The 21,147-nt window shown below is 51.5% G+C and carries 18 protein-coding genes; 7 read left to right on the top strand and 11 right to left on the bottom strand.

What is annotated here, in order from left to right; all coding sequences use genetic code 11:
* The first annotated feature begins 242 nt into the window (after positions 1 to 242).
* The 3 genes from secA (at position 243) to ABD852_RS13400 (ending at position 5,502) form a co-directional block, all read left to right on the top strand.
* Entirely contained in the window at positions 243 to 3,596 is a 3,354-nt protein-coding gene (gene secA, locus ABD852_RS13410) for a preprotein translocase subunit SecA (RefSeq protein ID WP_345029698.1), read from the top strand.
* 106 nt (positions 3,597 to 3,702) lie between these two features.
* The gene (locus tag ABD852_RS13405; RefSeq protein WP_345029696.1) at positions 3,703 to 4,365 is read left to right on the top strand and encodes a phosphatidylserine decarboxylase family protein; all 663 of its coding nucleotides are present in this window, start codon (positions 3,703 to 3,705) and stop codon (positions 4,363 to 4,365) included.
* A gap of 33 nt (positions 4,366 to 4,398) precedes the next feature.
* On the top strand, positions 4,399 to 5,502 hold the full coding sequence (locus tag ABD852_RS13400) for an SGNH/GDSL hydrolase family protein (RefSeq protein WP_345029693.1): 1,104 nt from the start codon (positions 4,399 to 4,401) through the stop codon (positions 5,500 to 5,502).
* A gap of 6 nt (positions 5,503 to 5,508) precedes the next feature.
* On the opposite strand, the gene ABD852_RS13395 is transcribed toward ABD852_RS13400, so the two are convergent.
* Complete coding sequence (locus ABD852_RS13395; protein ID WP_345029692.1) at positions 5,509 to 6,111, bottom strand: hypothetical protein; 603 nt, start codon at positions 6,109 to 6,111, stop codon at positions 5,509 to 5,511.
* 264 nt (positions 6,112 to 6,375) lie between these two features.
* Between ABD852_RS13395 and ABD852_RS13390 the strand changes: the two genes are divergently transcribed.
* Together ABD852_RS13390 and ABD852_RS13385 are read left to right on the top strand one after the other, a co-directional pair.
* Entirely contained in the window at positions 6,376 to 6,966 is a 591-nt protein-coding gene (locus tag ABD852_RS13390; protein WP_345029690.1) for a Crp/Fnr family transcriptional regulator, read from the top strand.
* 39 nt (positions 6,967 to 7,005) lie between these two features.
* The gene (locus tag ABD852_RS13385) at positions 7,006 to 10,074 is read left to right on the top strand and encodes a caspase family protein (protein ID WP_345029688.1); all 3,069 of its coding nucleotides are present in this window, start codon (positions 7,006 to 7,008) and stop codon (positions 10,072 to 10,074) included.
* 83 nt (positions 10,075 to 10,157) lie between these two features.
* On the opposite strand, the gene ABD852_RS13380 is transcribed toward ABD852_RS13385, so the two are convergent.
* The 10 genes from ABD852_RS13380 to ABD852_RS13335 form a co-directional block, all read right to left on the bottom strand.
* Positions 10,158 to 10,367 carry a hypothetical protein gene (locus ABD852_RS13380; RefSeq protein ID WP_345029687.1) on the bottom strand — a complete coding sequence of 70 codons (210 nt, stop codon included), beginning with the start codon at positions 10,365 to 10,367 and terminating at the stop codon, positions 10,158 to 10,160.
* A gap of 80 nt (positions 10,368 to 10,447) precedes the next feature.
* Positions 10,448 to 11,524 carry a hypothetical protein gene (locus ABD852_RS13375; protein WP_345029685.1) on the bottom strand — a complete coding sequence of 359 codons (1,077 nt, stop codon included), beginning with the start codon at positions 11,522 to 11,524 and terminating at the stop codon, positions 10,448 to 10,450.
* 166 nt (positions 11,525 to 11,690) lie between these two features.
* Complete coding sequence (locus ABD852_RS13370; RefSeq protein ID WP_345029684.1) at positions 11,691 to 12,629, bottom strand: hypothetical protein; 939 nt, start codon at positions 12,627 to 12,629, stop codon at positions 11,691 to 11,693.
* 1 nt (position 12,630) lies between these two features.
* Positions 12,631 to 13,587, bottom strand: coding sequence for a hypothetical protein (locus ABD852_RS13365; RefSeq protein ID WP_345029682.1), 957 nt, complete (start codon positions 13,585 to 13,587; stop codon positions 12,631 to 12,633).
* A gap of 29 nt (positions 13,588 to 13,616) precedes the next feature.
* A complete protein-coding gene (locus ABD852_RS13360) occupies positions 13,617 to 13,817 on the bottom strand; it encodes a hypothetical protein (protein WP_345029681.1) in 201 nt (66 codons plus the stop codon).
* Positions 13,814 to 14,920, bottom strand: a complete 1,107-nt coding sequence (locus tag ABD852_RS13355; protein WP_345029680.1) for a DUF4282 domain-containing protein — start codon at positions 14,918 to 14,920, stop codon at positions 13,814 to 13,816. The genes ABD852_RS13360 and ABD852_RS13355 overlap by 4 nt, the downstream gene beginning before the upstream one ends.
* Before the next feature lie 32 nt (positions 14,921 to 14,952).
* The gene (locus tag ABD852_RS13350; RefSeq protein ID WP_345029677.1) at positions 14,953 to 15,459 is read right to left on the bottom strand and encodes a hypothetical protein; all 507 of its coding nucleotides are present in this window, start codon (positions 15,457 to 15,459) and stop codon (positions 14,953 to 14,955) included.
* A 47-nt stretch (positions 15,460 to 15,506) separates the two neighbouring features.
* The gene (locus ABD852_RS13345) at positions 15,507 to 15,992 is read right to left on the bottom strand and encodes a hypothetical protein (protein ID WP_345029675.1); all 486 of its coding nucleotides are present in this window, start codon (positions 15,990 to 15,992) and stop codon (positions 15,507 to 15,509) included.
* 22 nt (positions 15,993 to 16,014) lie between these two features.
* Complete coding sequence (locus tag ABD852_RS13340) at positions 16,015 to 16,764, bottom strand: porin family protein (protein ID WP_345029674.1); 750 nt, start codon at positions 16,762 to 16,764, stop codon at positions 16,015 to 16,017.
* 148 nt (positions 16,765 to 16,912) lie between these two features.
* A complete protein-coding gene (locus tag ABD852_RS13335; RefSeq protein ID WP_345029673.1) occupies positions 16,913 to 18,010 on the bottom strand; it encodes a hypothetical protein in 1,098 nt (365 codons plus the stop codon).
* 483 nt (positions 18,011 to 18,493) lie between these two features.
* On the opposite strand from ABD852_RS13335, the gene ABD852_RS13330 reads away from it, so the two are divergent.
* Positions 18,494 to 19,279, top strand: coding sequence for a response regulator (locus ABD852_RS13330; RefSeq protein ID WP_345029672.1), 786 nt, complete (start codon positions 18,494 to 18,496; stop codon positions 19,277 to 19,279).
* Between the two features lie 98 nt (positions 19,280 to 19,377).
* Positions 19,378 to 21,129, top strand: coding sequence for a sensor histidine kinase (locus ABD852_RS13325; protein ID WP_345029671.1), 1,752 nt, complete (start codon positions 19,378 to 19,380; stop codon positions 21,127 to 21,129).
* The last annotated feature ends 18 nt before the right edge of the window (positions 21,130 to 21,147 follow it).

Raw genomic sequence — 21,147 nt, 5'->3', positions numbered from 1 at the left:
TATTTAAGGTTCATATTAATTGCCTTCCAGATTCCTTTAACTTTGTGCGCGAAAGATGCCCTTCAATAACGGAATTTATATGACAAGTCACTTGTTTAGATGGAATGGCGTTTAGTAGTCGGATAGCATCAGGTCGGGCCGCGCAGGTCGCACCGCGCAGGTCGCACCGATTTCCGAAAGCCGATTTCCGATCGCCTTATTTCAGGTGCATCAGTTTAGTAGAAATACAATCAAAATAGAGGATGTTTAAAATAATAGCCAAATTATTTGGTACCAAAGCTGACCGGGATCTCAAAGAGCTGCAGCCTTATGTGGGGCTGGTGAAGACCGAATATGAGAAACTCCAGGGCTTATCGAATGACGAGCTCAGGGGGCGGTCGGAGGATCTGAAAAAAACGATTGCCGGGCGGTTAAAGGGGATTGACGACCAGATTGACCAACTGCGCCAGGATGCGATTACGGAGTCGGATGTAGACGCCAAGGAAAGCATCTTTAAAAAAGTGGATGAGCTGGAGCTGGAGAGGAACAAACAACTGGAAGTGGTGTTGCTCGAGATTCTTCCCGAGGCATTTGCCGTTGTGAAAGAAACAGCCAGGCGATTTAAGGAAAATGAATCACTGGAGGTGACCGCCAATTACCTCGACCGCGAGCTGGCCACCAAAAAGAGCCACATCGTTATTGAGGGTGATAAAGCACGCTGGAATACGACCTGGAATGTAATGGGCAACCCCATCAAATGGGAGATGGTGCATTACGATGTGCAGCTGATTGGTGGTGTGGTTCTTCACCAGGGGAAAATCGCCGAAATGGCGACGGGCGAAGGAAAGACGCTGGTAGCGACGCTCCCGGCATTCCTGAACGGGCTTGCGGAACGGGGCGTGCATATAGTAACTGTTAACGATTACCTTGCCAAAAGGGACTCGGAGTGGAATGCGCCGCTGTTTGAATTTCACGGCCTGACCGTTGATTGTATAGACCGCCATCAGCCTAATACGACTGCCAGGAGGAACGCATACCGCGCCAATATTACGTACGGTACCAATAACGAATTCGGGTTTGATTACCTGCGCGATAACATGGCCCGGGGGACCGAAGAGCTTGTACAACGCAAGCATCATTATGCCATGGTCGATGAGGTTGACTCCGTCCTGATTGATGATGCGAGGACGCCGTTGATTATCAGCGGGCCGGTACCCCGTGGTGACCAGCAGGAATTCATGGAATTGAAGCCGCGGATCGGGCGCATCGTGGAAGCGCAGAAGCGTTTGGCTATGGATCTTTTGAATGACGCCAAAAGAAAGATCAGCGGCGAGGACAAGGTAGGAGGAGGTTTGTCGCTTTTCCGGGTGTTCAGAGGTATGCCGAAGTACAAGCCCCTGATCAAGTTCCTGAGCGAGCCGGGAATCAAGGCGATCATGCAGGAAACAGAAAAAATCTACCTGGCCGAGAATCAGAAACTGATGCCGCAGGCTGACGAGCCGCTGTACTTTACAATTGATGAGCGTCACAACAGCATTGAGCTTACTGAAAAAGGCATCGACTTTTTAACGGGAGAATCCGAAGCTGCTGACTTTTTCATCCTGCCGGATCTTTCGGTTGACCTGAATGCAATCGAAAAGGACAATGAACTCAATGACCAGGAGCGGTTGCTGAAAAAGGAGGCGCTTATTCGTGACTTTTCCGTGAAAACCGCCAGGATTCACACCGTCAACCAGCTCCTTAAGGCATATACGCTTTTCGAGAAGGATGTCGAATATGTGATTATGGACGGGAAGGTCAAGATCGTTGATGAACAAACGGGTCGTATTATGGAAGGCCGCCGTTATTCGGACGGTTTGCACCAGGCCATCGAGGCAAAGGAAAGCGTTAAGGTGGAGGATGCGACTCAGACGTATGCGACCGTTACCCTGCAGAACTATTTCCGGATGTACCACAAGCTGGCCGGGATGACCGGTACGGCGGAAACGGAGGCCGGGGAATTCTGGCAGATTTATAAGCTGGATGTGGTGTCTATCCCGACCAACCTGAATATTATCCGGAAGGATGAGGAAGATAAAGTATACCGGTCGGTAAGGGAGAAGTACAACGCAGTTGCAGATGAGATCGTTGACCTGGTACATAAAGGCAGGCCGGTGCTGGTGGGAACAACGTCAGTGGAAAACTCGGAGATTATCAGCCGGATGCTGACGTTGCGGAAGATACCGCACCAGGTATTGAACGCGAAACAGCACCAGCGTGAGGCGGAGGTGGTAACAGAAGCCGGAAAACCGGGTACGGTAACCATAGCGACCAACATGGCCGGCCGTGGAACCGATATCAAGTTGACACCGGAATCGCGCGCAGCGGGCGGATTGGCAATCGTCGGGACCGAGCGGCATGAAAGCCGTCGGGTGGACCGGCAGTTGCGGGGGCGTTCCGGTCGGCAGGGAGATCCGGGTTCATCCCAGTTCTTTGTATCATTGGAAGATAACCTGATGCGTCTATTCGGTTCTGACCGTATGGCAAAAGTGATGGACAGGATGGGGCTGGAAGAAGGTGAGGTGATCCAGCACAGCATGATTACCAAGTCTATTGAACGTGCGCAGAAGAAAGTAGAGGAGAACAACTTCGGAATAAGGAAGCGGTTGCTGGAATACGATGACGTGATGAACTACCAGCGTGACGCTATTTACCGGCGCAGGCGCAATGCGTTGTTCGGTGAACGTCTCGCGGTGGATATCGCCAATACGCTTTACGATGTCTGTGATGATATCGTCGGCAGCACTGAAGGCAGTTATGCCGAATTCGAACTGGCTGTACTGACCACGCTGGGTATCGAACCACCTTTTACAAGCCAGGAGTACGGCACACTGAAAAGCGCCGATAAATCACGGCGGTTGTACGAAGCTGCTGAAGCCCATTACCAGGAGAAGAACCGTGCGATAGCCGAAAGTGCATTGCCGATTCTAAAAAACATTGTGGCAGAACGTGGTGCGCACATTACCGAAATTATGGTTCCTTTTTCGGACGGGATCAAACAAATGGGCGTGGTGGTAAACCTGCAGAAGTGCATCGAGTCGGAAGGGCGGAACCTGATCGAGGAAATGGAAAAATCGATCGTCCTCGCTCTGATTGACCAGGAATGGAAAGAGCACCTGCGGGAAATGGATGACCTGAAGCAATCCGTTCAGAATGCCGTTTTTGAACAGAAAGACCCGTTGCTGATTTACAAATTCGAATCGATCGAATTGTTCAAGCGCTTCCTGAGCAAGGTGAATGTGGATTTGATTTCTTTCCTGATCAAGGCCGATATTCCTAGGGAACAGGCTGCTCCGCAGGAAATGCCGCAGGCCCCGGTGCGGAAGGCCGAACCGGCGCCTAAATTGCAGACCAATAAGGAGGAAGAGGACGCCGCACAAAGTGGCGGAAGCGGTCCGGATGCCTATGCCCGGCATACGGAATCAACGACAAGGCCCGCGCCGGTTAAAGTGATAAAAATCGCCGACCGGAACCAGAAAGTTAGCGTGCAATACCGTGACGGCCGGGTAGTAAAAGATGTGAAATACAAGAAAGTAGAGGAAGACGTAGAAAACGGCGATTGCGTCGTGATCGAATAAAACGGCCCGGCGTGTCCCGAACCGGGGCGCGCCGAACTGTTTCCCATACCGAAACACCGGCGTCCGGGCGTGGTCCGGGGCCGGAACGTTAAACAGAACGCACGATATGACACTTCACAGAGAAGGATTTGGCACCATTGCGCTTGCTTTGGTGTTTCTTTTGCTTTTAAACCTTGGTGTAGAATATCTGACACCTGAACTGAACTGGCTGCATACGCTGCTACTCGTAGTAAGTGCGGTTTTCTTCTTCATTATTGTTCAGTTTTTTCGCTATCCCAAACGCCGGCCTACCCTTAACCCGAAGCAGGTCATCGCGCCATGCGACGGTAAGGTAGTGGTGATTGAAGAAGTGGTGGAAACCGAGTATTTTAAAGGGCCGCGACGCCAGATCAGTATTTTTATGTCGCCGGTCAATGTGCACGTCAACTGGAACCCGGTTGCGGGCATTGTCAGTTATTTCAGGTACCACCCCGGGAAATACCTGGTGGCCTGGCATCCGAAATCCAGTACGGAAAATGAACGGACTACCACGGTGATCCGGATGCAGAACGGTGTGGAAATACTTTTCAGGCAAATTGCCGGTGCATTGGCCCGACGGATCAAATGGTATGTGTCCGAAGGACAGCAGGTAGGACAGGCATCCGAAATGGGATTTATCAAATTCGGCTCCCGGGTCGATGTGTATGTTCCGCTGGACGCAGAGATAAAAGTCAACCTGAACGACCTTACAACCGGCAGCATTACCGTGCTTGCCGAGCTGAAATCCTGACCCGGGGCTAACCCGCCTACTAAACACTTGTCCATGAGGAAGGAAGTACTGACCCTCGCCCGCATTGTTGTGCTCACCTGTTGGGCGGGCATGGTCCCGTCTTTTGCACAGGAAGGCCCGATGACCCCTTTCTGGAAGGGAAAAAAGGTTACCAATGAATCGGTCCTGATGATTTCAAAGGAGGGAAGGCCGGCCGAAGCAAGCCTGCTATTTAAACCCAAAAGAATTTTGCGTGTAAGCGATTCCGGGCTCAAGACCACCTACAAAAAGGGAAAGGATTGGAAGTATGAGGACGGGAAATTGATTCTGTTGCCGGGATCGGCCGCTGTGAGCATGACCGACCGTGAGCTGGCACCTGATTCTGGACGCTTCCAGGGAATTCACGGCGGTTATATCCTGCATCATGAGGGTTCCTTTTTTCATGAAAAGCAATTGGCTGTAACTTACCGGCATAAAAAGGGCCAGTGGAATGGGCCGCTGCCCCGGTACGCAGGCGATGTGCTGTCGGGTACGCTCGACAAGCTGAGAAAGAAAAAGGATCTGCATATTCTTTTGTTCGGAGACAGTATTGCGGCAGGTGCAAACGCCAGTGCGCAGTCGGATGTGGCCCCCTATTTACCCAGCTGGGGAGTTTTGTTTGTCAACCGGCTAAAAGCGTACTTCAAGACAGACATCCGGTTCACCAATACTGCTGTCGGGGGCAAAAATTCACGTTGGGGCGAAGAAACGGCAATAGAGGCGGTGGCTGCGCGGCACCCTGACCTGGTCGTAATCGCTTTCGGCATGAATGACGGTACGGGGAAAATGCCGCCGGAGGAATTCAAACAACACATTGCAGCGATTATGAAGCAGACCCGGGCGGTAAATCCGAAGGTGGAGTTTATCCTGGTAAGCACCATGCTGCCCAATCCCGAATCTAAGTTTACAGGCACTCAGCGCGACTTCAAGCCGCTTTTACAGGAGCTGACCGGCCCCGGGTGTACCCTGGTTGACATAACCGCGGTGCACGATGAACTCTTGCAGCACAAGAGTTACCAGGACCTTACGGGCAACAATATCAACCATCCCAACGACTATCTCATCCGCTGGTACGCGCAGTTCCTGGCGGGGACACTCATTCCGGCAAAAGATCTCTGATACAGCTTATTTGAACCGTATGCTGATGCCGGTGTTTAGAATGCCCCTGTAGCCGTAGCCGAGCTCGGCAAAGATCCCCGTCGTTTTTCCGTAACGTACCCCGATGGGGGTAAAATGAATGGTTAGCAAAGGATGCCTTATCTTTTCTATTGAACCGCTAGCCCCGTTGGCGTATCTCTCGAAAGTCCTTCCCACTCCCGCCCCGGCTATACCGTAAAAACTCCAATTCGGCTTGTCGATGTAGTGAAATTGCGCTTCTACCGCAATCATAGGGGAAGTATAGTGGTACCTGCCGCCGGTTTTACCGGAGTCGTTAAAAAGTGGTTCCCGCGTGTTGAGAAAGGTCGTGCCGGCCGTGAGTCCGGCTGATATTCTGTGCGTTACCCTGTAGCGATAAGTGCCGTACAAGCCATTGCTTCGCTGTAAGGGCGTTATGGTTTCTCGCAGGAAAAACATTAAAACCAGGTTGGCATAACCTTCAAAAAGGGCGTGCTCCGAGGTCTGAAGGCCGGCGCTGAGCTGGACATCATGCCGGTAATCGCCATGCTGCCCGTAACCGTCCGTAAAGAGCAGCAGGTAGATCGCAGGGGTAAGAAAGAACCTTTTCATCAAATTGACCGGGTTATTTTACAGGATCAGAAACAATACAGGTAGAAACCAGGGGCAATGGAGATTCAAAAACCACGATGCCAAATTCAGGATATTATATAATTTCCTATATTGTGCTATAGCAAGGATTTGATTTGTCCTGAGACAAAATATTTTCTTGTTGGCCGACAAATATGGAAAATCCGCTGGCTGGTCGACCGTCCCTGGCTACCGGGACCGGGGGAAAAATTCAGGAGGTCATATCCATAATTAAATCTCATCAGGATGAGCCTGACAAAACCACTGGTGCGTATTCTGGAGGCAATTGACCGCAGTATACCGGCTTCGGAGAGAGAGAAGCTCCTGGGGGCGTTCCAGCCCTACAAAATTGCCAAAAGTAGGGTGCTGGTGGCCCATGGGGAGGTGAGCGGGAAAATGTATTTTATCCAGAAGGGCGTCATGCGGGCCTATTATACGAGGGGAGAAGAAGACGTCACCTCGCTTATGGCTTCAGATGGGGAGGCTGTCTGTATCGCCGCCAGCTTTTTCAGGCAGCAGCCGTCGGAAGAAATCCTGGAAACCCTCGAGGATTGCATCGTTTATTCGATTACTTATGAATTGTACCGTGAGCTGACAGGCTACGACACCGGCCTGGCACAACTGACGATTGAATTGCTTGAAAATCAGCTTATTAATTTTGGTGAGACGATCAGAATGTTTAAATACCTCTCTGTGGAGCAGCGTATCAGTCATTACGTAAGGCAGCCTGCTTCGGTTTTCCGGCGTATCCCCGACCAGTATATCGCAACCTATCTCGGAACAACCGGCGCTACGTTTAGCCGCTGCCTGAAAAACGTGGAAATAGACCGGGATTGACGCTACGTTTTTCCGCGTTCGGTTTGTTATTTTTGAATAATGAGACCAACCCGCTTGCTGGCCTTCTTGCTGATTGTTACACTCGTACCGCGGTTGCGCCTGTATGCGCAGGTTAGCTCCCAGGGTGGTGAAGAAATTGTCGCCGTCGCGAGGTCGGAGGACGGCGCGGCTTTGGCAACGGTCAGTAGCATGGGGGTTGTCCGGGTTAGAGACACCGGCACCAACCGGGTAATAAGAGAGATGAATGCGGAGGGATTGGACGGTGTTTCGCTTAACGGATGCCGCCGGGTTTTCTTTCTTCCCGGACGACGCCTGGGGGTGCTCGGCTTCAATGAGTTGCGCATCTTTGATATAGGGGAGGGCCGACGGGTTGCAAAGTATTCCTCTGCAGAAGGTTTTGATAACATGGTCTCTTCCAATAATCGCTACTTCGTCTATTTCAACGGTGGATTGGCTGAAATCGTCGATCTGTTTGACGGGAAGACGCTGGGCAGGCGCGCCATACCTGTTCACCGGGCAATGGATATTTCCCCTGACGGGCGCTACCTTTTCCATTTCCTGGAAGAAAGGAAAATGATAGAATGTATGGAAATCGCCACGGGGAAAATTGTATACTGGCTCCCTGCTGATGGAATACGAAGGATCATATTGACCCGTAAAGCCGAACAACTGATCGGCATAACAGGCGGGAGCGCCTTTATGTGGGACCTGACGGGCAGGAAGCTCCTGCCGGTTCAGTTCAAGGCGGAGACCTGGGATCCGGACCTTCCGTTTGTAGCCGATGAAGAGTGGCTTGTGCTCCCGGGTGTGCTGCACAAAGGTACCAGGGCGTTTGACCTGAAGACCCTCGACCCCGTTCCGAAATACGTACCTGGGAAGTCTGTTTCGGGAGCCGGACCGGCCGGGAAGCCCGGTCGTATTCTCCTGGCCAGGGTTTCGGAAGTTTTTGAATATGATTTGCAGACGGGCGCTCAGCTCAGGATAGGTGGCGGTGTAAGCGACGTATACCGGTCGGTGTGTCTTTCTCCTGACGAACGATTTCTCTTCCTGGGGACGGAAGACGGGTTTATCAAATACTTTGACGTCAGGGAAGGTATTTATCGCGGCGTATTCATGGAAGCAGGCCAGCCCGTTACTTCCCTACGGTTCTCCGACGACGGTCGTATGCTTGAAATAGGCGCCGAACGCTCGGTGGATGTGGTGGATTACGAAACCAGGGAAATACTCCGGACTTACCCCAGAGCGAGGATATCGCCCGCCTATACTTTCATTATGGACAAAGCGCGGAAACTCGTGGCGACAATTATTGCCGGGGAGTTATCGCTGAGCAAGAATGGCATGACCCTGAAAATTACTACGAAAGCAGGTGAAAATAAGGACTATTTTGTTTATGAGAGCGGTTCTATGCTTTTTGATGCAACCGGTGGGGGAATTGATGCACTCGGGCTTTTTAAGGTAGGAGAAAGTGCGATTTCTCCCCGTCGGTTGAGCGAAACCTTTTATCGGCCCGATCTGCTCACCGCTTTTTTCTCGGAGGGGACTTCCTTCGGTAAAATTGCATCCGAAGCGGGCCGGCGTATTCGTCAGTCAGGCCGCAGCCCCGTTGTAGACCTGAAACCGGATGCGGGGAAAGTAACGGTTCTGGTCAGGAACGGAGGGGGCGGGATCGGACGGGTAAATGTTTATCTGAATGGCAAGCAGGTGATCCCGGATGGAAGAAAGGAACCCGGACGTTTTTCCGAGATGGAAATAGCGTTTGTGGTGGACCCGGCGAGATACCCCGGGTTTGACCCGGCCCGTGGGAACCGCGTGGAGGTGAGGGCTTTTAACAGGAGCGGGGAAGTCGCCAGTGAAAAGTCATCGGTTGATCTGCCGCCGCGGATCGTCCCGAAATCAGGCGTTGTACCCGACAAAAAAGACGCGTTTCCGCAGCCGCGGCTCTGGGCATTGACCGTAGGGGTTTCAGACTGCGCTGATCCAGCGCTTTCCCTTAATTTTGCCGCCCGGGATGCTGAGGACATCTACCAAGCGCTGGATGCCGGCGGAAGGATTCTTTTTGAAAACCGTGTCAACCTTTACCGCCTGACCACGAATCAGAAAGCAGATTCACTCCGGCCTACTGCGGCCAATATCCGTCGTGTGCTTCAGCATATTTCGAAACACGCCGGCAGAGATGATGTGATGATGCTTTATTTTGCCGGTCATGGCCAATCCTCGGAAAATTCAGGGCCTTTTTATTTCCTCTCGTCCGATGCAAAAGGATTTGCCGGAAGGTATGGCCCGGATGAAGCCATCACCGATGAAGATATCCTGCGTACGTTCGTGAATTCAAGGTGCGGGAAACAGTTGCTGATACTTGACGCCTGCTACTCGGGGCAGGTGATTGACAGGATGGTAGCGCGGGGGCAGCGGTCAAACTCTATCCGGGCGTTTGAGCGGATGTTCGATCAGAGTGCCGCCTTTATCCTGGCAAGTTCTTCTTCGTCGCAAAAGAGTTGGGAGTCTTCCGAATTCGGACAGGGATTGCTTACCCACTTTCTTCTCGAAGGAATGCGGGGGCCGTCTTTGGATGACGGTATCCTGACCGCGCTAAAATGGATGGACTATGCCAAGGAGGGTGTCGAGAAATATATGGAGGAGCGCTCGCGGGCAGGCGGCTCCTACCTGGAACCGCAGGTGCCCCGGATTTTTTCCAGGGGAGACATAGTACCGGTCGCAATTGCGCAATTTCCGGATCAGGTCAGTCTCTCTAAAATCCCGTTCAACGCTCCGAAGCCCCTTGCCGGGCCGGTTACCTTGCTCAATTCCCGGCTGATTGATCCGCTGGATCTGCAGACAAAGGTAAACAGGATACTAAGCCGGTCATCTCCTGACCAATCGCCGTTTTACTACATGCCCGACCGCGACTATATGGCCAGCTACCGGCTCGTCGGAAATTACGAAACTGATTCGCGGACAGGCGAAATACTGCTTGAAAAAGCGACTGTAGTCCTTGATAAAGCGGAAAAGGCCGCATTTGCACTTAGCGGCCGGTTCCGTAATGAAGAGGATCTGATAGAGGAGTTGGTTTTAAAGTTTGCGGCGTTTTGTGAAGGCGCGGCGCAGTGATCGAAGCCTTTTGTTAGATTACCGGAAATGTAAGCGGAATGACGGTTTGCTTCTGCTTTTGAATGGTTGCCTGCAGCTTTCAGCTACCATTGACAACAACAGGTTTGGCGCCGCACCAACCGGAGGGTCATCCCGACCGCAGTGGAGGGATCTCCCGCTCCCAGTATCCAATCCCTTTTAGAGGACTTTTTATAGCAACAGGAGATCCTTCGACTCCGCTGCGCTTCAGGATGACCGTCCGGGTGGTAGCCTCCGGCTACCATTGACTTCCATTGACAACATCTATTTGTCATCTCCGCTACAAGGTGTTTTCGCAAAAAACTTTTTTCTCTTTGTGACGGAGAATAGGGATTATCATGGGTTGATGAGGGATTTAGTCGCAGTTAGCATAGAAAAAACGCAATCTTTCCGTCTCGTTTGTGATGGGAAACCCTTCTTTGTTGTAGGTGTATTGAATGATCGCTTCACCCTCGTCACCAAAAAATCTTGAAATATTTTGCCGTGAAGAAAGCATGTAGTTGCCAAGAAAGAGGCGCTCGGTTTCTGGCCTGACGTCGATCGAGCCCAACATACTCAAAAAGTAGTTGATCATGCGGGTGGGGCGGCTTCCAGACAAAAAGTGCCTTTTGCCATCATATTCAACCCCTATTGTCGACCATTTTCCGGTATCCGCGTCTCTTAGTTCCATCTTTGTCACCATGCCGTTTTCGTAGTGGTAGACGACCTTCCCCGGATGTCCGGTGAATTGGCTGAGTCCATTGAAGCTTACAACGCCACGTTCGATCAGGTCATACGACTCATTCCGATCCAACTGCCAGACAACTAACTTAGAGACGTTCCTTGACGGGTCATACTCCACAAAAGTTCGTTGAGGAGAATCTCCAAAATAGCTGTCTTCTTCTTCGCAGACACCCACACCCTCATTTGCATATCGGAATACGGTGGTACCCCAATTGGAAAATAAGACTGAAGTACGGATTCTGGAAATCAACGAGCCGGCGTTGTATTCAAAAGTAATGTAATCATCGGGGTGGTCCATCGATTCAATCCTGGTCAACAGACAGCGGGCGTTGCTGCCTACCGGCAATGTGATAACCTTTACCTGAAAGGTTTGCGATGCTGTCTTCTTTTTTTTGAGTTCAAATAGAACAGGTTGCGTATAGTTGTTAATGCCCGAGGGGTCAGGGGATAGGGTTACCCCCGAAGCGAGGATGGGCTTCAGTACCAGGTCGGCCGGGTCGGCGTCGGCAGGTACGATGAGCGTATAGGTGTTAGTGAGCGAATCGAACTGCGTTTCTACGATTGGGTAACCCTCGGCTTTAAAGCCTTCAATCAACTTCCCGGCTGGAAGTACCTCTTCTTTCTCGCAGGCAATATGGAGTAGGGAAAGGAGCAGGATCATTGCCAGGGCAGCGATTGACGTAATGCTGGTTATCAGGCGGGAGATCATAATTATATAGATTATAGGTAGAAAGAAACGTTATGATTAAAACCCCATTCCAACAGAGATCCCGGCGCGGAAATCTCCCCAGGGGCCTTTGAGATATCTTTACTTTCCTGGAAGAAGAATACGGGGGCAAGATTTTTCCAAGTTCTTCCGGGGTATTCTCCTCCTTCTAAAGCTCAGGCAGCACCACCCAATAGAAAGTAACCACTCTCCGCCGGGAATCGTTAATTGTCGCACTCTGGCTCACGCCGGGAGGGATTGATTCTCCCCGGCCCAGGGTACGTACTTCTATCCTGATCCCGGAATTGTTTCTCTTGGTCTCCTCTTCACGGATGATACTGTTGATCACTTCGCTGACGGCTTCGGCCCGGAGCTCCGACAGCACCAGGTTCAGGTCGGTGGAGGTAGGATCGACAATACTGTATTTGTTCCGCGCGATGGGGGCAAGGGTCCTGTGCAGGTTGGAGCCGGGATCTATACGTGTGCCGTCGGAGTAGCCGGTCACGATTACGTCGCCCTTCAGGCTTTTGAAGGTGCTTTCATATTTCTGTGCAAACAGGTACAGTTTCTGAACGATGGGGGTGAACATCTGCTTTCCGCGTTTTGCCCTGGCGGCGGGAAGTACATATTCGCCCGGGTCGAACAGGGCGCCGACTTCCGCTTTGGAAAAAGTTTCACTATTGAGGAAGTCCACGATCACCCGTGTTTTTTCTTCCAGTATGCGGAGACTTTTGCTCGCTTCACCTGCCGCCTCGTTCGCGGCTGCCACCAGTTCTTTTTCCTGCGAAGTGCCGGTTCCCGCCTTGTAGTCCTCAAGGGTTTGGTTGGCTGTTTCCAAACGACGGATATGCGCTTCGATATTAGCTCTTTCGCGCTCTATGTAAGCTTGTATTTCCTTATCGGTTGACTCGTCGATCTGCTCCGCTTTGGCTGCATCGGCCGACTTCTTGGAAAGTTCGTCCAGGTGCCTGCCCGCATTCTGCTGTGAACTGACCGAAGCTTTTACCCGGGCGGAAGACTGCTGGACGGCCCGGGTATTGCGCGAACAGGATGATGCGAGCACAAGGAACAGAAGGAAGAGAAAGTCGAAAGGATAACGTCGCTGCATGTCAGTTAAGGTTCAGTTCCGGGTCTTTGGGAAAATAATCGGTCACGGGCGTGCTTTCTTTCCTGGTTTGCCGCGGAGGCTGTAGTTCGGAAAGGCGCTTTTTACTGTGACCGGATTCTTTTGCTGCAGCGCTGATTTTATACCAGGCAACGGCTTTTTCCCTGGCTTCAGGGCGATTGTTACGAAAGCCCAGGTAAAACTGGTCGGCTCTGTCGGTAGCAATGGTATATATCGAATCGCAAAGGATGGGGTGTCGCCCCGCCTGGCGGAGCTGTCGCAGCAAGGCGGCGGCTTTATCAAAATCAGGTGTGCTGATTTCTGCATACGGATCGGCAGCGGAGATCATACGGAATTGCATCCGCAGCGCCTCAGCTGGACCGTCGGTATTGTCTGCCGCAGCCGGCGGACTGACGGTTTCTGTCGCTTCCGGCTCCCAGACGGGAAGACTGCTATTATGGCCGAACAGGTTATTTTCCGCTCCGGTAGGGGGGCGTACCGGGTCGCCTGTTGGGTCGGTTGCCAGCGAGTCGACTCCGCCCGGGAAGTGTGACTTTATTGCCGAGATCTGATCTTTCACAAGACTCTGGTTGTAATAACCGAATATACCGGCCACTGCCAGCAGAAGAAGAAAAAACCATATTCCACCGCCCTTTCTCCTCCGGTCTGCTTCCGGCTCTGGTGGCGTTGCAGCCGCGACCGGCGGAAGCGACGATGATGAAGCCGCCTGGTCACCAGGGGACGGTGACGGGGCCGCAGCCGGTTTGACCTCGGCCGTATCAGGACGGTTGTCGTTGAACCAGTCGATATGACCGTTCGCGTGAATCCGTGCGATAAGCCCTTTGCCGGTTTGGGTATCAGTTACAGCCCATACCTGTTGCCCCGCTACTGCATCGCGGGAGAGTTGTTCTTTCAGCAGGAAGCGGCCGGAAAGGAGCGTTTGGGGTTGATAGGATTGCATAGCTTTGTTACCACAGGGGAGCGTTTGATTTATAACTTGCCTGCATTGATGGCGGAGGCGTCTTCGGCTATACTCCCCGGACGCATTGGATCCGGCATTGCCGTCGTGGCGGGGGCTTTTTTGTTATTGCCGGCCATTGTAGGAGATTCGGTATTGCCGTTGTTTCCGGAAGGCCCACAGGCCCACAGGCCCAGGCCACCCAGCAGTACGAGTGCGGCTTGTATTTTCATGATTGCATGAGGCCTTTTTCCTGGTATTTACCCGTAAAAGCCCAGTAGCCGAGGAAGGCCATCGCCAATACAAACAGGTAGAAACCGAGCGACAGGAATTGCGAGGCGCCGGGCGTGTTGGCCGCCATCTGACCGGAAATTCTCTCCGCTTCGGGGATAAACTGCCCAAAACCCGAGCCTGCGGCACTGCCGGCCCGTGCTATACCGGTTTTGATGCGGCTGATGTCCGAGAAGATCCCGCCTTCGGAGAACAAAGCAGCCAGGCTAAGGAGCAAGGTGGCGCCGAAGCCTCCCAGGAATATTTTCCATTTCAGACCGCCGCCCGCCGCCACCAGCATGAGGATGGTACTGAGTACGGCCAGCATACCTAATGAAGTGTCTTTGATGGCGTAAGCTTTGCCCTGGATGCTGCCTATGAAAGGTACGTCAAAGCCAATCTGCGCATAGGGAAATATTACAGCGTAAAGCACGATCAATGCTGCTATAGCCGCAGGCCAGTTGGGCATCCGGGATTTTAGTTCCCCCACGTTTAAGGGCGGAACAGTCGTACCACTTGTCTGAGAAGCGGCTTCAGGCGGCCAGAAATCCTGGAGAAACGGCTCGGTTGCGGCAGGGTCAGCTCCCGGGATCAACGGCCGATTGACCGCATGCGGAACCTGGAAGCCGGTGGTTGACTGCGGCGCTTCGTCGTCAGGCCCGCCCGGGGGGAAGGCGGGCGTTGCCGGAGATACGAATGCCGGAGGTGCAGTAGGGACCGGCGGAAAAGGGGCCGGACCGGGAGGCTGTGCCGCGCCGGGCTGCCGTATCTGATGGTCAATGCTGGTAAGCCTGGTATGAATTTTGAAGATCACGATGAGGATTTCGTAGCCCAACCGTATCAGGAAAGGCGAAACTACCAGGCTGAAGAATCCGATAAGCACGGCGACGCCGCCGCCCATGCCGAGCGGTCCGCCATAAGCGCCGGCGTTTAACCCGCCGAAAATCACCACCAGGGAAAGCAGCATTGCCACGACGACATGAATGTAGTACATGATCGTCAGGAAGGTTGGGGCGATCATCTTGTCGAAGCGAAGCATGTCGCGCCAGTTAAATTGAGGGTTCATAGTCAAAGCGTTATGGCTGCTAAGGAGATTGGCTAATACCTGGTCCTGAATTTGCCGTTGGTGACTTTGATCTTCTTTTTCAGATCGTTGCTATAGACTTCAAAATAGAAGGTGCCTTCGGCCATGGTGTCGTCTGCTTTTGTGAACATAACACGACCATTCGGAGAGGTGGACAGGTTCACGAATGGGTTAGGGCCGGATTGGAATGTCTCAAACCGGCTTTTCTGGTATTTTGCGCTTGTTATTTCAAACTCCTCCGGTTGTCCGCGGAACGGCTTTGAAGCACTCAGAATGATTTTTCTGTAGTCCGGTCCATAGGTTTGGATGGAAAAAGAATTCGACCCCACGTTCAAAATTTCGTCATCGTATTGGACATAAAGGTCTGTTTCATACAAAAGCGGACTTTCTCCTTCCACATCGGCAGATACATAATATTTCGCTTTGGGGATAACGTCATCTTTTTCATCTTTTTTTGAACATCCCGACATAACGGAAAGGCAAAAGGTAGCGACAAAGAGAATTTGTAGTTTGTGTAGCATCTCGAGAGTAGTTTTATTAGGAGTCAATGTGTTTTTTGCGATTCTATCTAGTTGTACTTCACCCTGAATCTCCCGTTCGTAACTTTCAGAGTTTTACTGCCTTTGCCGTATTCGCTGTAGACATCTACGTAAAAAGTGCCTTCTACGAAGTCATTAGTTACGCGGGTAATTGTACATTTTCCTTTGAAAGGCCTCTCTTCGTCATCGGCAAGAAAGCCGGAGGCGTAAGTGTCAAAGCGGCTGTTGCTGTATAAGGCGCCCAAAACGTCGAGGGTTTCCGGTTTCCCCGAAAGGGATCCTGTGGTGCCAAGCGCAAAGCCTTCATATTCGTTAATATCGCAGCCGAAATAAAAGATGGGCCGGTAGCCCCAGTGCCTGTTCTCGGCGACGTAGTTGTCTTCGCCTTCGTAGCGGAAGGGTTTGCCGTCTATATCGGCATAGACGTAAACTTGAGCTTTGGGAGTTGGGGTGTCCGAGCGGCTGCAGCTCGAGAAGAGAAAGTAGAAAACGGGGGCAAGCAGGAAATATTTCATGGTGCCGAAAGGACTTAGCGGATTAACGGATTGACAGGTAGTAGGCCGCCCGGATACCGGTTGAAAAGTGCCGGTACCAATGGTCAGGACTCAGCTTTGCGCCTGTATTCCATTTGGAAAGCGAGGGCTGTGCAAAAGCGGTGAGCTCAAGCGGATTGTTGCCGAGCAGAAATTCTTTTCCGATGCCCAGATTCAAGCTGACATCGAGGGGCCTTACTGTATTTTTGAAAACATCATTTCCTATGCTAACTTTTGTTGATTCGGAGATGTCGCCTGAAGTTCCTTTACCTTTGGCAGTTAATTTGGCGCTGACCGCAAATCCGAAATTAAGTCCGCCGACGAGCCTAAAACCGCTTTCGCTTAGTTTGTAGTTGACCCAAACCGGGACTTCGAGATAGGAGATACGGTAGTCATAAGTGCCTTTGTTGTCAATTACATCGCCAAATTGGTCGGTACCTTTTGCTTTGACCGTCTGATCCCGACCGCGGAGATGAAAGAGCAATCCGGACTGGAGCGCAAGCGATTCTTTGAAGGTATAGTCAACAAGCCCACCCAATAAGAAGCCGGGCGTAACGCCTATAACGTTCTTGTATGCCACGCCCGGATTGTCCTCCTCCAATTCCTTCTCTGTTTCCTTCATCGCTTTTTTTGCCTTGCCGGCAGTCAGGCCGAAGGTAAAGCTGGGACCTGCAACCGGTGCTACCCGGATTTGTCCGTAGCCGAATGAAACCATCAGAAGAAATGCTGCGAAAAATGCGAATGTCTTTTTCATCTTGTTTTTTGATTGGTATTGTTAAAACTTTTTCAAGCCGAAGCGGGCCGCTGAGCCGGACGGCTTTGCTTCTTTATGCGCGCACGCCGGCTTTATCACGGTTTGGCCTGTGATATTTTGAAATATTTTTTGGAGGGCTCCGAACGTTCTATTTTTCAGGCTTGGTGTTGTTCTGCAGCGAAAAATCGTACAGTTTCAGCGATGAGGAAAACTCGCTGCCTTTGTTATAAAAGAAGGCATATTCGCCGGCAGCCACGTCATCGTCAAAGTAAACCTTATAGAGCTGGTTGCTGATTTTCCTGAAACGGAAAGGAACCGCCCCCGGCCCGAAACCTGTCTCGCTTGAGTAGGAGGAACTCCTGCCAACGGTTATCTCACGACCCCGGTTGCTGACACGCGCTCTGATCAGAACGAAATCATTGGGGCTCGCCACGCCGCTAAAGATATTTTCAGCTACCGTATTCTGATCTTTCCGGTTTGCTCCGCTGAAAACAAAGTAAAAAACCGGCCTGTTGTCTTTGATGACCATATTGGCGCTCGGATTAGCCAGACCGACCCGTTCCGATGTGCCCACCATCCCCGCCGTATATTGGTTGGCAACGGATTCGCCGACCGTACCGCGCCGGGTCTGGTTGGTGGTGGTAGGTTCGAGTTGCGTATAATTGCCCCCCGGGTTATATTCCTCGTAGTACACGCCCGGCTCGGAAAAACGGCTGCGCGCCGGTGCGGGCAGGTTTTGGGGATGCGGCGGAAGGTCTCCGGCGATCAGGTTGGTGCTGCCCTTTCCGACTTTGGCTGCCCTTGTTGGCTTCATCATCACCTCCACGATTTTGTCGGGTACCTTGGCCATCTTCAGGGCAATCAAGGCGTCGGGTTCCGTATTAAACCGGGTATCGGAATGCTGGATCCGCTTGATGATGATATTTTGGGAGAGCTTTCCCTGGTGAAGGGCAATGATGTCGTCGTTTTGCAGGGTGGGCATGTTTTCCGTCACCAGGAACATTTCCTCGAATACAGCGTCGATTACTTTAGCCTGTTTCAGCGCTACCATGTCATCGGCGCCGAGCCTGAAGTTGTTGGTGCCGGCTTTGATACGATCAATGATGATGCTCTTGGCAATTTTGGCGCCGGTCATGGAAATAATGTCCTCGTTGGTGAGCGCCTTTTGTCCGCTGGCCGTTAAGGATTGGCAAATCAATGCGAAAAAGAATACTGGAAAAAAGACCTTTTTGGAAAGTGAATTCATAAGCGTCTGGAAATTAAATTGTTAAATAGCGGGGTTCTTCCGGTGGTCTGGGAGGCGCAAAAATGGCATACCTCTCTTTCCTCTTTTATATTCCGCTTTGGCGGAAGAGGTAAAAAATAAAGCCGGATTTTTTTATAGCCCGGAACACGAAAAAATGTGTTTGAGGGATTTTTAATGGGATAGAGCTCGTTTTCGGGTTTCGGGGAACTGCTGGGTCGGGTATGCGGCAGCCGGTTCTCAAAAATCAGGCGGGTCTTTTTTACCATTTCCCTTTATCCGGTATATATAGATTACGAAGAACGCGTTTTCGGACATAGAAGGCAGATTCCATTTTATGAACCCTGAAATTGGTTATACGAAAGCTGGTTTTGGATCAACGGAACAGTCCCGCCGCGAGCGTTTGACAATAAGGGCAATTTGATTATATTCGTTTCACCCGTTACCCCTCTAAGAAATAAGAGACTGCCAGTTTGAGCTTCCAAGATGACTAACCCTTACCGTATCCTGATTGTAGAAGATGATCCCCTCACTGCCCTGAGCCTTGAGACCGGCCTGGTTTCACCGGAGTTCGAAATATGCGGTGTCGCTTCCGATTATCGCGAGGCAGTCAGGCTGATCAGGACTGAAAAGCCGGATTTACTGCTGGTAGATATTGAACTTGGAGAAGGTAAGGCCGACGGCATAGCGGCAGCGCATGAAATGAAGCGCCTGCGATCAGGTCCGATAATTTATCTCACCGGCATAACGGAGGAAGCGATATTCGAGGAGGCCAGGGAAACGGAGCCGGTCGCTTACCTGCAGAAACCTTTTCGGATATCGGAGGTAACCAGGCAGGTTGTTCTGGCGCTCAACCGCCACTATGGCAGCATGGACCGGAATGTTTTTGGTTTGGACGGTCAGCTCTACGTGCCGGACCGGAATGATAAGGTGCGCATTGATGCAAACGAAATAGCCTACCTCAAAGCAGAGGGAGCTTATACGCGTATCTACATGGCGAGTCGGTCGCAGCATGATTTTGTCCGGTCGGAAAAATGTATTGCCGTCAATCTGGGAAGTGTCCGGCCGCATCTGCCCGACTGCTTCTATGAACTCTCCAAATCCTATTGTATTAATCTCCGCTTCCTGGATCGTATCGGAACCCACGATCTGCAGCTCGGCCCCTATGAACTGGAGATGCCGAAGGGAAAACGAAAACAGTTGGAAGAATCGGTAAAGGTGGTGCGGGCTGATAAAAAGAAAGCTGACGGTACAAAAGAAAACCAAAGATGACGGAAGGTTTTACGGAGGAGCGTGGTAAAAATGTCCGGGCAGACAGAGGTTGGGCGATGCGACGAACTACCGGTTGTTTTTTGAATCTTTTGAGGGTCATGACGTTGTGCATCCTGCAAGGAGCGGGACTATATGCGCAAAAGCCGGGCTCCGGTATCGTGTTGGGACCTTATGAAAGATTTTTGAATATCAGGGCGGAATACAAGGGGGCAGTAGCCAGTGGTGATACTGCTTTGATAGCAGAAAAGAGTTACCTGATAGCGAAGCGTTATCATGATGCCGGCGATTATTACGAGGCACGTAAATGGCTTTTTAAGGCGTTGAAGCTACAGGGAGAAAAGGCGGATCCGGTAAGTTTAACCAAGATATATGGTTGGCTGGGACGCTGTGAAGCCTATGAATCGCATTGGGAAGGTGCTGTAAAATATAGCAGGATTGCGTTGGCATTTGCCAGAAAGAGCGGCGATGAGGGAAGAGTCTATCGGGGGGGCGCCTACCTGGCTGTGGGGCAGGCGCATTTAGGAGCATGGCGAGAAAAGGAAAAAGGAGGAAATGTCGGGACATTCCTTCCTTCCCTGGATAGCGCATTCTGGTACTATGAACAAGCACGCAGGTTTATCGACGAAGAAGGAAGCCAGGTGATGTTGGGGGTAGTCATCCGCTTTTATGGTGAGTTATTGTCTGAGAGCGGGCATGTTGACGAAGGACTTGATTCTTTAAAGAAAGCAATCGAAATACTGACTGCCCAGGGACCGAAGGAAGTTTTTAATGTGGTCGGAACAGCTGTGTTGGCGGGTGAGATCTATATGAAAAACGGCAGGCTGCGGGAAGCGGGTGAGTGGCTGCGCAAAGCGCATGTGTTAGCTGACACTGGGAATGTGCGATCATATATGGGGCTTGCCATTGTGAAGACAAAACTATCGGAGTACTATCTGAAAGTGGGGAATTGGCGTCGTGCTTATGAACTTGACCAGGAAGCCGACTCGCTCAGCACAAAAGAATTGGAAGCTTACCGGAAAAGCAGCCGGGAAGGTCTGGAACTGCTTCATGAAAACGAGCTGAAAGCGATAGAGCTTGACGCCAGCAGGAAAGAGCTGAAACTCGGGCAGGAAAAAGCAGAGATCCGGTCTCAACTATCGTGGCTTATAGGGGGCGTGATGCTCGTCGCGATCCTGGCGGGGAGTGTATTTTACCGCCTGTACAGGAAGTACAGACTGGTAAGTATAGAAAACGCCCGGCTTGTAAGAGAACAAAGCCACCGGGTCAAAAATAACCTGCAGTCGGTTTATAACCTACTCAGCCTGCAGATGGGCCAACTGACCGATCCTCTGGCCGTAGCCGCACTGGAAGAAAGTCTCAACCGCGTAGATGCAATTACACGTGTACACAGGTGCCTTTATGAAGGGAGCAAATTGTCCGGAGTGGAACTTAGTACCTTTGTGCCTGACCTGGTAAAAGGCGTGCTGCGCAGCTATGAAATGGGGCACACCCGACAGGTGTATGAAATCCCTGAGATATGGCTGCATGCCGATGCTGCTATTCCGCTGGGGCTTGTGATTAGTGAGCTGGTTACCAATTCCTGTAAGTATGCATTTGAAGGGCATCGCGCACCTTTGCTGAAAATAAAATGCGAATTGGACCCGGAAGGGAATTTCAATCTGGAATATTCCGACAACGGCCCCGGTTTTGACAGAACCGGAACTTTCTCTTCTTTCGGATTAAAGCTGATCGATTTGCTTGCGGGTCAGTTGAAAGGCGAATACACTTTCCTGCAAGAGGCAGGTAGCGTATTCAGGTTGAAATTTAAAGAAGCGGTAAAAAAGGTGGCTGTCGTAAAGGATTTATCTTAGCAGCAAAACGATCAGGAA

The sequence above is a fragment of the Ravibacter arvi genome (genome assembly GCF_039540405.1).
GTDB lineage: Bacteria > Bacteroidota > Bacteroidia > Cytophagales > Spirosomataceae > Ravibacter > Ravibacter arvi.
The sequence above is the reverse complement of the archived record's forward strand: the minus strand, read 5'-3'. Positions and strand labels throughout refer to the sequence as shown.

Excerpts from the sequence above, each read along its gene's own strand:
- secA (WP_345029698.1), top strand. The coding sequence starts at position 243 with ATGTTTAAAATAATAGCCAAATTATTTGGTACCAAAGCTGACCGGGAT.
- ABD852_RS13405 (WP_345029696.1), top strand. The coding sequence starts at position 3,703 with ATGACACTTCACAGAGAAGGATTTGGCACCATTGCGCTTGCTTTGGTG.
- ABD852_RS13400 (WP_345029693.1), top strand. The coding sequence starts at position 4,399 with ATGAGGAAGGAAGTACTGACCCTCGCCCGCATTGTTGTGCTCACCTGT.
- ABD852_RS13395 (WP_345029692.1), bottom strand. The coding sequence starts at position 6,111 with ATGAAAAGGTTCTTTCTTACCCCTGCGATCTACCTGCTGCTCTTTACG.
- ABD852_RS13390 (WP_345029690.1), top strand. The coding sequence starts at position 6,376 with ATGAGCCTGACAAAACCACTGGTGCGTATTCTGGAGGCAATTGACCGC.
- ABD852_RS13385 (WP_345029688.1), top strand. The coding sequence starts at position 7,006 with ATGAGACCAACCCGCTTGCTGGCCTTCTTGCTGATTGTTACACTCGTA.
- ABD852_RS13380 (WP_345029687.1), bottom strand. The coding sequence starts at position 10,367 with ATGACAAATAGATGTTGTCAATGGAAGTCAATGGTAGCCGGAGGCTAC.
- ABD852_RS13375 (WP_345029685.1), bottom strand. The coding sequence starts at position 11,524 with ATGATCTCCCGCCTGATAACCAGCATTACGTCAATCGCTGCCCTGGCA.
- ABD852_RS13370 (WP_345029684.1), bottom strand. The coding sequence starts at position 12,629 with ATGCAGCGACGTTATCCTTTCGACTTTCTCTTCCTTCTGTTCCTTGTG.
- ABD852_RS13365 (WP_345029682.1), bottom strand. The coding sequence starts at position 13,587 with ATGCAATCCTATCAACCCCAAACGCTCCTTTCCGGCCGCTTCCTGCTG.
- ABD852_RS13360 (WP_345029681.1), bottom strand. The coding sequence starts at position 13,817 with ATGAAAATACAAGCCGCACTCGTACTGCTGGGTGGCCTGGGCCTGTGG.
- ABD852_RS13355 (WP_345029680.1), bottom strand. The coding sequence starts at position 14,920 with ATGAACCCTCAATTTAACTGGCGCGACATGCTTCGCTTCGACAAGATG.
- ABD852_RS13350 (WP_345029677.1), bottom strand. The coding sequence starts at position 15,459 with ATGCTACACAAACTACAAATTCTCTTTGTCGCTACCTTTTGCCTTTCC.
- ABD852_RS13345 (WP_345029675.1), bottom strand. The coding sequence starts at position 15,992 with ATGAAATATTTCCTGCTTGCCCCCGTTTTCTACTTTCTCTTCTCGAGC.
- ABD852_RS13340 (WP_345029674.1), bottom strand. The coding sequence starts at position 16,764 with ATGAAAAAGACATTCGCATTTTTCGCAGCATTTCTTCTGATGGTTTCA.
- ABD852_RS13335 (WP_345029673.1), bottom strand. The coding sequence starts at position 18,010 with ATGAATTCACTTTCCAAAAAGGTCTTTTTTCCAGTATTCTTTTTCGCA.
- ABD852_RS13330 (WP_345029672.1), top strand. The coding sequence starts at position 18,494 with ATGACTAACCCTTACCGTATCCTGATTGTAGAAGATGATCCCCTCACT.
- ABD852_RS13325 (WP_345029671.1), top strand. The coding sequence starts at position 19,378 with ATGACGTTGTGCATCCTGCAAGGAGCGGGACTATATGCGCAAAAGCCG.